This window comes from Halorubrum miltondacostae (assembly GCF_041379815.1).
GTDB classification, from domain to species: domain Archaea; phylum Halobacteriota; class Halobacteria; order Halobacteriales; family Haloferacaceae; genus Halorubrum; species Halorubrum miltondacostae.
In genome coordinates this window covers 940926-955571 of sequence record NZ_JBEDNY010000001.1, presented here as the reverse complement: position 1 = coordinate 955571, position 14646 = coordinate 940926, and the positions used below count along the sequence as shown (strand labels likewise).

General features: G+C 69.5%; 13 protein-coding genes and 1 tRNA gene. 6 read left to right on the top strand and 8 right to left on the bottom strand.

What is annotated here, in order from left to right; genetic code table 11:
• Positions 1-3: 3 nt before the first annotated feature.
• A complete protein-coding gene (locus ABNG04_RS05325; protein WP_371160670.1) occupies positions 4-1749 on the bottom strand; it encodes a thiamine pyrophosphate-binding protein in 1746 nt (581 codons plus the stop codon).
• Between the two features lie 163 nt (positions 1750-1912).
• On the opposite strand from ABNG04_RS05325, the gene ABNG04_RS05320 reads away from it, so the two are divergent.
• Entirely contained in the window at positions 1913-2197 is a 285-nt protein-coding gene (locus tag ABNG04_RS05320; protein WP_371160668.1) for a DUF5789 family protein, read from the top strand.
• Positions 2197-2751: an adenylate kinase gene (locus ABNG04_RS05315; RefSeq protein ID WP_371160666.1), complete on the top strand. Its 555-nt coding sequence runs from the start codon at positions 2197-2199 to the stop codon at positions 2749-2751. The genes ABNG04_RS05320 and ABNG04_RS05315 overlap by 1 nt, the downstream gene beginning before the upstream one ends.
• Before the next feature lie 50 nt (positions 2752-2801).
• On the opposite strand, the gene ABNG04_RS05310 is transcribed toward ABNG04_RS05315, so the two are convergent.
• Complete coding sequence (locus ABNG04_RS05310) at positions 2802-6137, bottom strand: LAGLIDADG family homing endonuclease (RefSeq protein WP_371160664.1); 3336 nt, start codon at positions 6135-6137, stop codon at positions 2802-2804.
• Between the two features lie 424 nt (positions 6138-6561).
• Positions 6562-7320: a hypothetical protein gene (locus tag ABNG04_RS05305; RefSeq protein ID WP_371160662.1), complete on the bottom strand. Its 759-nt coding sequence runs from the start codon at positions 7318-7320 to the stop codon at positions 6562-6564.
• 116 nt (positions 7321-7436) lie between these two features.
• On the opposite strand from ABNG04_RS05305, the gene ABNG04_RS05300 reads away from it, so the two are divergent.
• Positions 7437-8135, top strand: coding sequence for a hypothetical protein (locus ABNG04_RS05300; RefSeq protein WP_371160660.1), 699 nt, complete (start codon positions 7437-7439; stop codon positions 8133-8135).
• A 25-nt stretch (positions 8136-8160) separates the two neighbouring features.
• Here the strand turns inward: ABNG04_RS05300 and ABNG04_RS05295 are convergent, their stop codons facing one another.
• Complete coding sequence (locus tag ABNG04_RS05295; protein ID WP_371160658.1) at positions 8161-8796, bottom strand: thermonuclease family protein; 636 nt, start codon at positions 8794-8796, stop codon at positions 8161-8163.
• A 10-nt stretch (positions 8797-8806) separates the two neighbouring features.
• Positions 8807-9460 (bottom strand): class I SAM-dependent methyltransferase, encoded by a 654-nt coding sequence (locus ABNG04_RS05290; protein WP_371160656.1) that lies wholly within the window; start codon positions 9458-9460, stop codon positions 8807-8809.
• Between the two features lie 236 nt (positions 9461-9696).
• On the opposite strand from ABNG04_RS05290, the gene ABNG04_RS05285 reads away from it, so the two are divergent.
• Positions 9697-9909 carry a DUF6199 family natural product biosynthesis protein gene (locus ABNG04_RS05285; protein ID WP_371160654.1) on the top strand — a complete coding sequence of 71 codons (213 nt, stop codon included), beginning with the start codon at positions 9697-9699 and terminating at the stop codon, positions 9907-9909.
• Between the two features lie 119 nt (positions 9910-10028).
• Here the strand turns inward: ABNG04_RS05285 and ABNG04_RS05280 are convergent.
• A tRNA-Tyr gene (locus ABNG04_RS05280) sits at positions 10029-10102 on the bottom strand.
• A 151-nt stretch (positions 10103-10253) separates the two neighbouring features.
• Between ABNG04_RS05280 and ABNG04_RS05275 the strand changes: the two genes are divergently transcribed.
• Positions 10254-11123, top strand: a complete 870-nt coding sequence (locus ABNG04_RS05275; RefSeq protein WP_371160653.1) for a hypothetical protein — start codon at positions 10254-10256, stop codon at positions 11121-11123.
• 87 nt (positions 11124-11210) lie between these two features.
• Positions 11211-11801: an NAD(P)/FAD-dependent oxidoreductase gene (locus ABNG04_RS05270; RefSeq protein WP_371160651.1), complete on the top strand. Its 591-nt coding sequence runs from the start codon at positions 11211-11213 to the stop codon at positions 11799-11801.
• A gap of 48 nt (positions 11802-11849) precedes the next feature.
• Here ABNG04_RS05270 and ABNG04_RS05265 read toward each other — a convergent pair whose 3' ends face one another.
• Positions 11850-13484 carry a succinic semialdehyde dehydrogenase gene (locus tag ABNG04_RS05265; protein WP_371160649.1) on the bottom strand — a complete coding sequence of 545 codons (1635 nt, stop codon included), beginning with the start codon at positions 13482-13484 and terminating at the stop codon, positions 11850-11852.
• 61 nt (positions 13485-13545) lie between these two features.
• Positions 13546-14613 (bottom strand): AI-2E family transporter, encoded by a 1068-nt coding sequence (locus tag ABNG04_RS05260; protein ID WP_371160647.1) that lies wholly within the window; start codon positions 14611-14613, stop codon positions 13546-13548.
• Positions 14614-14646: the final 33 nt, after the last annotated feature.

Below are 14646 nucleotides of genomic sequence, written 5' to 3'. Positions count from 1 at the left end.
GGATCAGTCGCTCGGATGCGGCCCGGTCATCCACTCGCTCGCCTGCGGTTCGTCCGGATCGGTGACGACCTCGACGAGCGCCGGACCGTCACGGGCGCGGGCGCGCTCGACGGCGTCGCCGACCGCGTCGCGCTCGCGGACGCGCTCCGCGGGCAGGCCCATCCCGGACGCGACCGCGACGAGGTCGAGGCCGGTCTCCGCCCAGCCGTAGCTCTGGTCCGGGAAGTCGTACGACCGCGACGCCTCCTCGCTGATGATCGCGTAGTCGTCGTTGTTGAGCGCGACGACCGTGACGTCGATCCCCTCGCTCGCGAGCGTGTGGAGCTCGTGGACGCACATCATGAGCCCGCCGTCGCCGGTGAGCGCGACGACGTCGCGGTCCGGGTTCGCCAGCTTGGCGCCGAGCGCCGACGGGAGCCCGGTGCCCATCGTCGCCCACGAGCCGGGGTTGACGTACGACTGCGGCCCCGAGGCCGGGAACGAGACGAGCGTCCACAGCCGGAACCCGCCCGCGTCGGCGGCGACGACCGCGTCTTTCGGGACCGCGTCGCGCACGGCCGAGAGCACGTCGACGGAGCGGAGGGGCCGGTTGTCGGCCGACTGCTCGCCCACATCGTTCTCCGTCGACTCCGACAGCGCCGCGAAGCGTCCGCGGTCGGCCGCGCGGACCGACTCGGCGCGTTCGGCGCCGTCGTCGCCGCGCGTCGACGCCGCTCCCTCGTCGAGACGATCGCCGAGCGCGCGGAGGAATCGGTCCGCGTCGGCGACGACGCCGAGGTCCGCGTCGTAGCCGAAGCCGACGTCGTCGCCGTCGAGCGTGACGTGGATCAGCGTCTCCGGCATCGCGACGGACCATGAGGCGGTCGCGACCGCGTCGAGGTCGGACCCGACGACGAGGCCGACGTCCGCGTCCGCGAGGAGGCCCCGGAGCTCCGTGCTGGCCCCCCCGCAGAGCACCCCCGCCGACAGCGGGTGCGTCTCGGGAAGCGTCCCCTTCCCCTTGTACGTCGTCACGACCGGCGCGTCGAGCCCCTTGGCCACCGACCGGAGCGCGTCGGTCGCGTCCGCGCGCCTGACGCCGCCGCCGGCGAGCACGACGGGCGCTGTGGCGTCACAGAGTCGGTCTACAGCCTCGCGCACCGCCACCGCGGGCGGTGCCGGCGGCGGCGAGGGGTCGCGCTCGCCGACCGCGGGCTGTGGGGTCCGCCCCGCGAGGAAGTCCTTCGGGATCCCCACGCGGACCGGTCCCTGCGGGTGTTCGCGGGCGGTCCGGATCGCCTCGACGACGGCCGGCACCGCGCCCGCGGGCGAGTCGACGAGGACGTTGTCCTTGACGACGGTGTCGTACGTCTCCGGCGGCGTCTCGTGGATCCCGTCGCCGCCGCGGACCGACCGCTCGGTCTCGACAGCGAGGTGGAGCATGGGGACGCAGTCGTTCAGCGCGTTCTTCAGCCCGTTCATCGCGTTGGTGTCGCCCGGGCCGGGGACGACGCAGGTGGCCGCCATCGCGCCCGGCTCGCTCGTCTCGGCGTACCCCCACGCCTGGTGCGGCACGGCGGTCTCGTGGCGGGCGACGACGAAGCGCGCGTCGCGGTCGGCGAGCGCGCGGTTCAGCGGGAGGGTCTGCTTCCCGGGGATTCCGAAGACGGTGTCGACACCGCGGTCCAGCATGGCGTCGACGACCGCCTCGGCGACGGTTGGCGAGTCGTCGTCCCTGTCGGCGGCGGGCGAGGGCTGGTCAGCGTCCATGTCGCGAAGTCGCCGGAGCGTGTGTTGAAAGCTTCGCCCGCCGACAGACCCGCGGGCGGGAATTGGACGCAGCGTGGCGGGGGCGAGGAACGCGTCGGAGAGGCGGCGACGCCACGCGTTACACACGTACACTTATCCTCGCGTGCGCTGTCATGTGGAACGTATGCGCTTACCAGAGACGCGCGACCTGTTCGCGAGGAAACTGCAGTTTCCGGCGGCCCGAACCGAGGTGCTGGAGACGGTCGGCGACACGGAACTGTCGCCGCCGGACGGCGAGTCCACGACGATCCGAGCGGTCATCGAGCGGTCTGACGTCGAGACGTTCGACTCGGCCGACGACCTCTACGACACGCTGATGATGCTCGTCGGCGCGCAGTTCATCGGCCGCCGGTACTACGACGACCGCGGCGGAATGCCTGGGGACGAGGAGAACGAGGTGAGCTTCTGATGTCCGTCACGCTCGTGTCGGGGGTCAACGGCGTCGGCCTCTCCAGCGTCTGTCAGGCGGTCAGACGTGGACTCGGAGAGGGGTACAAGCTGATCAACTTCGGCGACGTGATGCTCGAACAGGCGGCGGCGATGGGGCTCGCGACCGAGCGGGCCAAGCTCGGCACGCTCTCGCAGCCCGAGACGCGTCGGCTCCAGCGCCGCGCGGGCGAGTTCGTCGCGAAGGAGGCGGAGACGACGAACGTGATCCTCTCGACGCACCTCGCGGTCGAGACGCTGACCGGCTACGTCCAGGGGCTCCCCGTCGAAGTGCTCGAAGACGTCTCGCCGGACGCGTTCGTCCTCGTAGAGGCGGAACCCGCGACGATCCTCGAGCGCAGGCGGGCGAGCGACCGCGATCTCGACGGGGTCACCGAACGCCAGATCGACTTCGAGCAGGACCTCAACCGGTCCGCGGCGCTCCAGTACGCTCGCGACCAGAACGCGCCCGTCCGGTTCGTCGAGAACGAGGGAGAGATCGAGGAGGCGGCAGAGCGCCTGGCGGACGCGATCTGAGCGGGCGACCCGATTCGACCCGCGTGCGGTAAGACGGCGTCGGGCGCGGGCTACTCCGCGACGTTCGTCTCGCGGACGCGGACGCCCTTCCGCCCGAGGTGCCGCATCTGCCGCTGCGCGAACTCCTCCTCGCTCGACCCGCGCGTCGCGAGGACGTAGACGAGCGCGGAGCCGGTCGGGCGCATCGTCCGCCCCGCGCGCTGTGACCCCTGTCGTCGGGAACCGCCGAGCCCGCTCGCGACGACCGCGAGTTCGGCGTTCGGGAGGTCGATCCCCTCGTCGCCCACGCGAGAGACGACGAGGACGTCGAGGTCGTCGTCGGTCGCACTGCCGTCGCCCGAACTCCCCGCTTCGCCGTCCGCCCGGAACCGGCGGAACAGCTCTGCGCGCTCGTGGTGCGGCGTCTCGCCGCTGATGAAGGGGACGCCGAGCGCGTCGGCGATCGCCGCCCCCTGGTCGAGATACTCGACGAAGACGAGCGCCTTCTTGTCGCGGTGGGCCGCGAGCAGGTACCGGATCTCCTCGACCTTCGCGGGGTTCTCGGCCGCGAGCCGTCTGCGCTCCCGGCCGTCCGCGGCGGCGTACTCGTTGCGCGCCATCTCCTCGCGCCACGGGACGTACCGGATCTCGACCTCGGGCTCTTGGACGAAGCCGGCCTCGAACAGCGCGTCCCAGTCCGCGCCGATGGGCTGGCCGATCAGGGTGTAGATCTCCTCTTCGCTGCCGGTCTCGCTGACCGGGGTCGCCGAGAGACCCAGCCGGTGTTTCGCCTGTAGCTCCGCCGATCTGGAGAAGACCGGGGCGGTGATGTGGTGACAGTTGTGCGTTAAGTAGCCGTCTGCGACGAACGTATGATCCCGTGTCTCAAAGTCATATACGGTCTCGACACCCTCCTTTGTGACCGAAGTGACCTCGACGATCTGTAAGTTTTCAAGCTGCTCTAGCCGGTCTGCGTGCTGAGACGCTTTTGTACGACGGTTCTGTTCGCGCTCAGTAATCACTTGTTGTGTGCGTTCATCTCCCCGGGACGCCAAGGTATACGCATGACTGGTTGAGACGTCCAGTTCGTCCCCGATCTCTGCGTATGTGACTCCGCTATCCTCACGCATCGAATTAACTGAGATCAGATCTGTTCGTGCGTACTTTCGAAGCTCCTCGGCGAGAGAACTCAGATGGCGCTGGCCCAGACGATTCTCTCCACGAATAACATCACCGACTGTCTGTCGAGCGACACCGATCATATCCGCGATCTGCTCGTTCGACAGTTCCACGTCGTCTTTGATCTGTTCGAGGTATGTGCCAACAGGGACTCCCGTCGCTGGAGTCTTGCCGAGCGAGATTCGCCCTGATTTGTGTCCTAGCCTGAATCCGACTTTCTCAGCGAACAGCACACCATATCGCGACGGTATCAATACCCGGTACAGATCACTATGAGTACCTTCTCTGTCTATCTGAAGATGACTCGACGGGATTCCAAGGTGCTGTAGAAGCAGGACAACGTCTTTTGTGAGACGCTCTGAGACCGTGTTGAGTTGTATTCGTCCCTCCTTATCAACGGAGCCCTCAGCGTCAAACAACCCCCTCAACAACGCACCGATTTGGTCCGGACGCCATCCGTATGCTTCCGGAGGGACAGTCACTCTCCGTGCCTTACTCCCGGACAGGAGATCCCAAGGGAGCCGGTCCGCAAAGCCTTCCGACCACAATGTGAGGTCCCCCCTTCCGTTCTCGAAGACCGAGTAGTCGAGTTCGACCCGTTCACACAGATCTTCGAGAATGTCTATCTGTTCCCGCTTATTCCGTGCGAACGAGAATTTCACGTGTCCGTGACGATCCCTGTGGCCGTCCCCGATAAACCAGCCGAGCAGTTCAGCCGGTGCGGAACTGGATTCATGGGTACCGGTATAACTCCTCGGCTCCGTTTGCGGTCTAACAAGGAATTCACCCTCTGAGACGCCTTTTTGTTCCGCGATCTCCCCAGTCTCGGGGTCGAAGACGAGGTGAGTGTGTCCCTCCGTCGCCGTTATCGGGTATCCCTGGCGTGTTTCGATCCGTTCGACCGGTGCCGAGGATTTGTAAATGCCCGTAACGGTAGTGAATCGGTAGCTCCCCCGTTCGCGATCGAACGTGCGGACCGAGAGATCGATATCCGTCGTCCACCCGTCTTCCAGCCCGTATCTCTCATCAAGCTCGTGGAATGTCGTGCTTCCGGAAGGTGTTTCGACGATAGTGTCTCCGGTCAGACACTCGTCGAAACAGATCAGCCCCCACTCGCGGGAGTCGAAGAGGCTCCGGTGGCGGTCCATCCCGGCGATCTGGTAGGTCGCGATCGTGACGGGGCGGATCTCCTTGGTCCCCCCGTGGTACAGCCCGATATCGGCGGGGTTGACCGTGGAGTGCTCCAGCAGCTCCTCGCGCCACTGGTCGGCGAGTTCACGGGAGGGGACCAGGATCAGCGTCTCGCCGCCGACCGCGGCGATCGTCGCGATCCCGGCGACGGTCTTACCGGATCCGGGCGGGCCGACGTACACGCCCGACTTGCGGTCGAGGAACGTCTCGACCCACGTCTCCTGGTAGTCGCGGAGGTCGGTTGTGAGGTCGATCTCGACCGGATCGCCGGTCTCGAGGTCGCGGTCGTCCTCGACCGGGTAGCCGGCGTCGTAGAGCGCGCGCTTGACCGCGGCGACCGCCGTCTCGTTCACCCACGCCTCGGTGTCCGAGATTGGCGCGCGGAGGTGATCGTCGTCGAGGTGCTGGTCGGCGACGTTCCCCATGAGGTTCTCGGAGGCGGCCTCGAGGACGACGTACCCGTCCGCGTGGGTGTACAGGCGGAAGCGGTGGGCCCGGCGCCACTGGTCGCGCACCCACGCTTCGAGGTGTTCGTACCGGCGCGGCAGGACCGACCGAAGCGCGCCCACGAGCGCGTCGGCGTCGTCGAACGGCGCGGCCCACACGTCTTCCCGCCGGATCCGGTAGAGGTACCCGCGGGTCCCGGGCTCGGTGCCGGTGGTGTCGACGAGGTTCGCGAACTGCGAGAGCCGCGCCCGGGTGTACTGCGTGGGGCGGTCGACGACGATCTCGCGGCGCTTCGGGAAGGTCACCACGCGCTCGCGGCTCGCTAACGCACCCCAGTCGCGCGGGTAGAAGACGATGGGATCGGCCTCGACGTCGAGCCGGTCCACGTCGCCGCGGTCGACGAGCGCTTCAAGTGCGTCGCGCGCGGCCGCCTGCGACGTTCCGATCCGGCGGGCGACCTCGCTCGCGGTCGCGACCGGGCGCTCCTCGGCTTCGAGCGCCTCGTGGAAGCGGTCCACGGAGAGGTCCTCGACTGCGGTGGCGTCGTCGCTGGGATCGCCGCCGGCGTCGTCGCCGGTGTCGTCGGTCATCACCGCCGCTTCGGCCGCGACGCTGAAATGGATAGCGTCAGCGGACGGGACGCGTCGGTGACATTACGCAGGCCACACCGGATCGGTGCCGAGCGATCGACCGCCAACACCTCCAAATCCCCAGTCGCGAGGCGGGCGCACGCTCGTTGCGCTCCTCGTCACTCGCTGCGCTTGTTCCTGCGGTGCTTACGTCTCCTGCGCCCGCCTCGCGACTGCCCCTTTGAGTCCCGCCCCACCCCGCACCGCAGCCTCACGCCTCCCCAGCCTCGTCAGTCGACCGCCGCTACGCTCTGGCCGACTGACTCCCTCGCACGCGCTCCTCGCGGCCGCTGGTGCGGCCGCTCGGAGGCGCGCGCCACCGCACGGCTAGGCAGTGGTGATTCGCAGGAATACGGAGGGTTCGCCCGGAGGGAAACGTCGCCGACTAGCGGCCCGGCGACCGCTGCCGACACCGCCGCGAGGTGATTCCCTCCTTCGAGCGGAACCGACAGCCGCAGTCGGTACAGCGCACGAACGGCTCGCCCGGCTCGGTCTCGAGGCGGTGTTCGCCCACCTCGAACGGGCGGGTTACGGTCCGAGGTCGGATCCGGTCGGGGATCGGCGTGGAAGCGGACTCGCTCAGCGCGGCCCGCACGGCGATGGTGTCGACGTCGACGCCGTCCCACCGCGGGGCCTCCAGCGCGTCTTCGCGGTCCGCGACCTCGGTCCAGCCGGTGACGACGACCGGGGAGTTCGTCTCCGTGTCGCTCACGACCACGACGAACCGGACGCCGCCCTCGACGAGGGCGAACCGCCAGCCGTCGGTGTTGTTCCACCGGAGCTGTCCCTCGCGGATCGCGTCGCTCACCGTGCGCGTGGACACGTAGCGACCGGGCTGTTCCAGCCGTTCGCGGAAGTGATCGGTGAGCGCGTACAGAGTCGGATCGCGCACCGGCGGGTCCTCCGGCGTTCGGGCGGCGGCCGTCCCGCCGTGGGGCGACTCGACCGACCGATACTCGCCGGTTCGACCGGTTGAGTCAGCGCGACCGGCTCGAGCGCGGCGGCGCGCGGGCGACTCCGGCGGCGACCGGGGCCGTCCGTCTGCCCGCCGGCTCGCGGCGGCGGTCGTGGAAGCGGTCCGACGCTCCGTCGATCCGGGCCCGAGGGGCTCCGCGTCCCCCGACCCGCCCTGTCGGGATGCCACTACGGTATCGTTCCGAGCGCGCTCTTAAGTGTGTTACGCCGACACAGGGGCGGACCGCGTCGCGAGCCGCCGTGAACCCCGGAATCCATTTCTCCGACCGGCCCGTTCGGAGCGGTATGACGCGCGCAGCCGCGCGGGCCGGGTTCGAGACGTTCCTGGGCGACGCCGTGAGCGCGACGCGACGCGAGTTCAGCGTCGAGCGTGCCCTCCGAGACGTCGGTCTGGGACCGGCGGGCGCGGTCGTCGACCGGCTCCGCGAGAACGCCGACGCGCTGGAGCGGCGAGTCGTCGAGCCGGAGCTCGCCGCCTACCGGGACGACGCGCTCGCGCAGTTCGACGTCGTCCTCGAATACGCGAGCGGCGACGACCCGATCGACGCCTACGCCGACGAGCTGGTGGCGCGGGACGGGTTTCACGACGCGCTCGCCGCCGACGCCGAGGACCGCACCGCAGCCGCGGTCGAGGCGGCGATCGTCGAGCGGTCGCGGCGGCTCGGCGACGGGGTCCGCCCGATCGTCGAACGGCCCGAGGAGGCGTTCTGGCCGGCGACCACCGCCGCCTTCGACCGGGAGGCGGCGACGGCGCTGGTCGAGGAGGCGTTCCCATTCACGGGCGTGTTGCGCGAGTTCCCGTCCGCGTTCGTCTTCGAGGCGCGGATCGATCCCGAGGAGGTCGTGGGCGGTCCGTTCGCCGCTGCGCTGCCGAGCGTCTCCGTCGAGTACACCGACGAGGCGACGCGGGCGATGCGGCGCGCGGAGCGGCGGATCATCGAGGAGACGAAACGCGAGGTCGCGACCCGGTTCGACGCGAACTGAGGTGTCGTCGCTCGCGCGGCCGTGCTTACAGACGGGGCTCGACCGCGGCGGCCTCGTCGAAGCCCCAGAGCCCGACACCGCGCTCCCGCGCGTCGGCCTCGGCCGCGGCGTACGCGTCGCGCTTCGCGAACTCGGTGTCGTACAGCCGGGCGTACCCCCCGCTCAGCAGGCGCTCGTTGAACTCCTCGCCGTCGACGTACAGCACCGCCAGCAGCCGCCCGTAGCCGCCGCGGCGGTCGCCGCCGGTCACGACGGTCACCTCCTCGCCGGCGAGTTCAGACTCGGCGAACGCCGAGGCCTCGATGCCCCACGCCCGGAGATGGACTCGTCCGGCATCCGTCTCCGGGATGCCCTCGAACTCGGCAGGCGATGTCGACTCAACGTTCGTCTCGGGCGCGTCGACGCCGAGGAGTCTGACCGTGTCCACCTCGCCGTTCGGGAACTCGACCTCCATCGTGTCGCCGTCGACGACGCGCACGACAGTGCCGGTCCACGCCGTGTCGGCCGGGTCGTTCGGGTCGACACCGTCGGGGTCGTCGGGCGGCGAGTCGAGGTCGCCGGTCGGCGGGCCACTGTCGGTGACGGGGACCCCGGCGCAGCCGGCCAGCACGAGGAGCGCGACGACGGCGAGGACCGGGAGATATCTCCGGCGGGAGCGCATGAGGGTCGTGTTACGGCGACTTCGTTATAACTACGCAGGGGTTGACTCGTCCGAGCGACCGCCAGTCGTCTTCGCCGACCGCCTTCCAGAAGCTCCGCGGCGGGCGGGAGAGCGTCTCCCGGACCCCGTCGTAGCTGAGGAGGTTCTCGCCGTCGAGCACGAGTTCGAACCGCTCGTGGTCCGTCTCGGGGTCCTCGCGGTACATCCGCCGCGTGTATCGGTTGGGGTAATTGAATATCAGGCGGCCGCCCGGCTCGACGCGGTCGTACAGCGCGCGGAGCGCCGCCCGCGGTTCCGCGACGTAATGGAGCGTCGCGAGACAGGTGACGCACTCGAAGCGCCGATTGACCTCGAACATCGGGAGCCACGCCGTCTCGAACGTCAGCGCGTCCAGCCCGCGCTCAGCGGCGAGCGAGCGGTTCCGCCGGACGACCGAGTCGGCGGCGTCGTACCCGTATAGGTCGACTTCGGGATGTCGGCGGGCGAACTCGAACAGCATGAACGCCGGGCCGCACCCCACGTCGGCGAGCGACGCCGGAAGCGACTCGTAAAGCCGCTCCAGTCGGTCGATCGTCCGCTCGCCGGCGGCGCGCATCTCGCTCAGTTCCTCTCGGTCCGTCGTCTTCCAGTGGTCGTCCCAGTCGATCGTCGACGGAAACGACATCGGAACGATCTACGGAGCGTCAAAGGAAATGCGTTTACGAGGCATGCGAGTAGGTACCACGCGTTCGACGGTGCGACCACTCCGGCACCGCAAAGGGAAGGTCGTCGCCTCCCTCGCGGGGAGGCGGCCGCGCCGGATCTGGCCTCGAACGACCAGACATCGGATCGGATGCGAGAGACGCCAGAGCACCTCTCGGCACGAAAAACATATCAGCCGCGCCTCGAAGATGCCGAGGCATGGACCCCGCGCTCGCCTTCCTCCTCCTCGTGTTCGGGATTCCGTTAGCTGTCTGGCCGTACAGAGTCGCCCTGTTCGGAGAACAGGCGGACTCTATCGGGAGCAAGCGGTCGTGGTCCGAGGTCGAACCCACGGAGTCGAAGGTGAAACTCACCCGAATAATGGGTGTCGTGATGACGGTCGTCGGAGCCGTCTTGCTGCTCACTGTCTGACCCGTCCCGTTCGATGTACTCGTCACACGGAGTGGTTCGACGCAATCTTCCCCGAACTGATTTCTCTCAGAGGTGAAGCTCTCGGCCACTGGCTGTGGCTCACGAGTGTAGAAATCTAGTCCGCCCTCCCCGAATTGAACGGGGGACAAGTCGATCTACAGTCGACTGCTCTACCAGGCTGAGCTAAGGGCGGTTATGGTATTCTAGCCGCCGGATTCAACTTAAGCGTTCCCTTTCAAATCCGGTGTGATCCGCCGTACCGCAGCGAGGGGCGGCCGCCTCGCGACCCACCCCGACCGCGCTCGCCGCGGGGCTGTTAAGTCGCTCGCGGCGGGAGCGGAGATATGGCCGACGGCGACGACAGACAGGCGACGTTCGGGGCCGACGGGAGCCTCGAAACCGAGACGACGCCGGACGCGACGGGCGAGAACGACTTCGGCGAGGAGAAGGACGCCAATGAGACGGACGGCGGGTACAGCCGCTACGTCGTCTCCAGCCTCCTCCAGAAGGCGGTCCGGCGCTCCGACGAGGAGGTCGCCGCGTGGGCCGCGTGGGAGCTCGCGCGCTCCGGGTACGCGTGGAACCTCTGGGACCGGCTCAACCTCTACGTCGTCGAGGATCTCCGCGCGGGCGACGAGGTCGCGCTCACCGTCGAGCGATACGAGGAACTCGCCACCGAGCGCTGGGAGCCCGACGCGTGGAAGGGCCGACTCTGCGCGATCCACGCCGCACTCGCGGCCGCCCGAGCCCACTCGACGCGCGAGGCGTCGAACGCGGACGCCTACTTCGGCGCGGTCGCCGATATCCGGGCCGAGGCCCGCGAGCGCGGCGAGGAGCCGGCGCACGACTTCCCGGTCGGCGACCTCGAACCGGACGGCGAGTTCGACGCCGTCTTCGACGGGCACACCGGCGAAGGGTCCAAGCGCGGGCGCGGCACCCGATTCTTCAAGACACACGGGGCGCGCGTCGGCCCGGAAGGCGAAGACGAACAGAGCGCGCGGTGGCAGCGGCTCGCGATGTTGCTCGACGAGGAGATCGAGTACGACGAAGCCGAACTCGACCGCGCCGTCGAACCGGTCGACGCGGACCACCCGTGGAGCGACTCGGACGCGAACACCGGCGCTGACGGGAGCGGTTCGGGGTCGACCGACGCCGCCGCCAACGACGACGACGCGGACGACGAGACCGGATCGCTCACCGACTTCACGGAGTAACGCGCCGCTCTAATCGGCGCTGCGGCGGCCCCCGCTCCGATCCCCGCTTCCGTCAACGCTTATCAGCGGGGCGCGAGTATTGCGACCATGACACACGTTGCGATCGTCGGCGGTGGACCGGCGGGACTGAGCGCGGGACTGTTCGCGGGCAAGAACGGACTCGACACCGTCCTCTTCGACACCGACGACACGTGGATGCACAAGGCGCACCTGTTCAACTACCTCGGCGTGGGCTCGGTCGGCGGGAGCGAGTTCCTCTCGACCGCGCGCCAGCAGGTCGACGACTTCGGCGTCGATCGCCACCAGGGCGAGGCGGTCACCGGCGTCGAATCGGTCGACGACGGGTTCAGCGTGACGACCGAGGACGGTGAGTACGACGCCGACTACGTCGTGCTCGCGACGGGCGCGAACCGCGACCTCGCGGAGGAGCTCGGCTGCGAGTTCGGCGGCGACGACACCGTCAGCGTCGACGTCTCGATGGAAACTAGCGTCGAGGGCGTCTACGCCACCGGCGCGATGGCCCGCGCCGAGGAGTGGCAGGCGGTCATCTCCGCCGGGGACGGGGCCGCGGCGGCGCTGAACATCCTCTCGAACGAGAAGGGCGAGCACTACCACGACTTCGACGTCCCCGACACCGCGACGTCGGTGTTCGGCGACCTGATCGACGACGGGGACTGACTCCTCCCTCGGCGCGGTCGGTCGCGCGTTCTCGACTCACTCGCTCGTTCAGCGGCGCGACAAGCGACGGCGGACCGCGTCGACGCCCCGGCGCGCCCGTCGGCCGACGCGCATCGCGGCGAAGGCGCCCCGGACGAACCAGTCGGTTGGGATCCGGTCCGGGAACGTCAGCGGGCCGACCCGCGAGACGCCGACGGTCCGGGTCTCCGTGTACCGCCGGATCCCCTCCGACCCGTGTCGCCGACCCAGGCCGGAGTCGCCGAACCCCCCCATCGGCGCGTCGACCGCGCCCCACGTCGCGAGGAAGGCGTCGTTGACGTTCACCGTGCCGCAGTCGATCCCTCTGGCGAGTTCCGCACCGCGCTCGTGGTCGCCGGTCCAGACGCTCGCGTTGAGGCCGTACGACGAGTCGTTCGCGGCCGCGACCGCCGCCGCCGCGTCCGGCACGGGCGTCACCGCGGCGACGGGCCCGAACGTCTCCTCGCAGGCGACCGTCGAGTCGGGTTCGACTCCGGTCAGCACGGTCGGCTCGTAGCAGTACGGCGCGACGTCCGGACGGGCGCGCCCCCCGGTCTCGACCGTCGCGCCCCGCTCGCGCGCGTCGTCGACGTGCGACTCGACGCGGGTCAGCTGGTCGGCGTCGACGAGCGAGCCGAGGTCGGCGTCGTAGTCGTAGCCGGTCCCGAGCGTCAGCGATTCCGTCTCGCGGACGAACGCGTCGAGGAACTCGTCGTAGACGGACTCGACGACGTACACCCGCTCGGCGGAGAGACAGAGCTGGCCGACGTTCGAGAAGCAGGCCTGGACCGCGCCGCGGGCGGCCTCGTCGACGTCGACGTCATCACAGACGACGAGAGGATTGTTGCCACCGAGCTCCAGCGAGCAGCCGATCAGGTTCCGGCCCGCGCGCTCCGCGATGGTCCGGCCGGTCGCCGTGCTGCCGGTGAACGCCACGTAGTCGACCGCGTCTATCAGCGGCGGCCCGATCGTCGGCCCCTCACCGGTGACGACCTGGAAGAGGTCATCCGGGAGCCCGGCGACCTCCAGCAGCTCGGCGAGGAGTAGCGCCCCGTACGGCGTCTTCTCGTCCGGTTTGATCACGACCGCGTTGCCCGCGGCCAGCGCGGGGATCGCGTCGGCCATCGACAGGGTGAGCGGGTAGTTCCACGGCGAGATGACGCCGACGACGCCGACCGGCTCCCGCGTGACCGTCGCGGTCGTGACGCCGGGCGCGACCCCGCGCCGGCGCTCTTCGGCGAGCTCGCCGGGGGCCTCGCTCGCGACGTACGAACAGCCGGTCGGCACGTCGAACAGCTCCTCGACCGCGGTGCGTCGGGACTTGCCGGTCTCCAGCTGAAGGACGTCCAGCAGCTCCTCGCGGTTCTTCGAGACGAGGTCGCCGAACCGGTCGACGACCCGGGCGCGCTCCGTCGCCGGCGTCTCGGCCCACGCCGCCTGTGCGTCCCGAGCGCGCTCGACTGCGGCCGCCACGTCGTCGGCGTCGCAGGCCGGGACGCTCCCGATACGTTCGTCGGTCGCCGGGGCGAACACGTCGAGAGCCGGCGAGTCGTCGCCGTCGACCGCGGGCCGCGAGCGGAAGGCGCGGTCGCCGAGCCCGTCCAGACGCCGCGCCGTGAGGGTCGGGGCGTCGCCGACCGCAGTCGGTGGATCCGTCGAGGACATCAACTATCGAACAGAGGGTCGCCCGATGGAAAGCCGTGCCGGTGGCGTTCGGGGACGAGGGTCACCGCGTCGAGTCCGCGTCGCCGTCGAGCGAGTCCGTCGAGTCGCCGCCGGCTGTGCTCGTCGAGTCGCCGGCAGTCGCGTCCGTCGGGCCGCCGTGCTCGGAGAGCAGGTCGATCGACTCGAGCAGCAGCGAGACCGCGAGCGGGCCGACGATCACGCCGACGGCCCCGAGCGTGAGGATGCCGCCAACGAACCCGACGAAGTAGAGTCCGGGCGAGATCTTCCCGGTCCACCCGGCGAGTCGGGTACGGATCACCGCGTCGGGCACGAAGGCGACGACGACGAGGCCGAGCACCAGCACGGCGACCGCCCGCCCCGTCTCGCCGACGAGGAAGTCCATGGCGCCGAGCGCGACGACGAGGACGCTCGGGCCGACGACCGGGATGAACTGGAGGATGCCCGCGATGACGGCGAGGAGGATCGGCGAGCCGTAACCCAGGGTCCAGAACACCGCGACCGCGAGGACGAACGTCGCGGCGGCCGTCGCGGCCTGGAGGACGTAGATCGAGTACAGCGTCTGTCGCGTCCGCTCGTGGAGCCGGGTGGGGATGTCGTGGTACTCGGGCGGTACGACGCCGAGGACGGCGGTCTCGACCGCGTCGGGGCGATAGAGGATCCCGTATACGAGAAACGTGAACACGACGACCTCCAAGACGAGCACCGGCGCCGCGCTCGCGACCGCGATCGCGACGCCGCGGATCCACGTCTCCGCGGCCGCGACGTACGGCGCGACCTCGACGACCGTCTCGAACCCACCGACGCTGATCGGAACGAAGTCGGGGATCCCCCCGAGGAGCGCGATCAGGTCCGACCGCCGCCGGTACAGCGCGTACAGCAGCGGCGCCACAAGGAGCGTCGCCCCGACGAACGCGACCCCGGTCGCGACGGCGCACGAGAGCCGCCGCGAGAGGCCGTGGCCGACGAGCCGCCGACGGAGGGGGTACAGGACGTACGCGACGGTGACCGCGAACACGACGGTCCGCAGCACCTCCGCCAGCGCGACAGCCGTGAGCGCCGCCAGCGCGACGAACAGCGCGCCCAACAGCCGCTGCCGGTTGAGAACCATGGCGACCTCTCGCGATCCCCGACGAAAGGCGTT

Excerpts from the sequence above, each read along its gene's own strand:
- ABNG04_RS05325 (WP_371160670.1), bottom strand. The coding sequence starts at position 1,749 with ATGGACGCTGACCAGCCCTCGCCCGCCGCCGACAGGGACGACGACTCG.
- ABNG04_RS05320 (WP_371160668.1), top strand. The coding sequence starts at position 1,913 with ATGCGCTTACCAGAGACGCGCGACCTGTTCGCGAGGAAACTGCAGTTT.
- ABNG04_RS05315 (WP_371160666.1), top strand. The coding sequence starts at position 2,197 with ATGTCCGTCACGCTCGTGTCGGGGGTCAACGGCGTCGGCCTCTCCAGC.
- ABNG04_RS05310 (WP_371160664.1), bottom strand. The coding sequence starts at position 6,137 with ATGACCGACGACACCGGCGACGACGCCGGCGGCGATCCCAGCGACGAC.
- ABNG04_RS05300 (WP_371160660.1), top strand. The coding sequence starts at position 7,437 with ATGACGCGCGCAGCCGCGCGGGCCGGGTTCGAGACGTTCCTGGGCGAC.
- ABNG04_RS05295 (WP_371160658.1), bottom strand. The coding sequence starts at position 8,796 with ATGCGCTCCCGCCGGAGATATCTCCCGGTCCTCGCCGTCGTCGCGCTC.
- ABNG04_RS05290 (WP_371160656.1), bottom strand. The coding sequence starts at position 9,460 with ATGTCGTTTCCGTCGACGATCGACTGGGACGACCACTGGAAGACGACG.
- ABNG04_RS05285 (WP_371160654.1), top strand. The coding sequence starts at position 9,697 with ATGGACCCCGCGCTCGCCTTCCTCCTCCTCGTGTTCGGGATTCCGTTA.
- ABNG04_RS05275 (WP_371160653.1), top strand. The coding sequence starts at position 10,254 with ATGGCCGACGGCGACGACAGACAGGCGACGTTCGGGGCCGACGGGAGC.
- ABNG04_RS05270 (WP_371160651.1), top strand. The coding sequence starts at position 11,211 with ATGACACACGTTGCGATCGTCGGCGGTGGACCGGCGGGACTGAGCGCG.
- ABNG04_RS05265 (WP_371160649.1), bottom strand. The coding sequence starts at position 13,484 with ATGTCCTCGACGGATCCACCGACTGCGGTCGGCGACGCCCCGACCCTC.
- ABNG04_RS05260 (WP_371160647.1), bottom strand. The coding sequence starts at position 14,613 with ATGGTTCTCAACCGGCAGCGGCTGTTGGGCGCGCTGTTCGTCGCGCTG.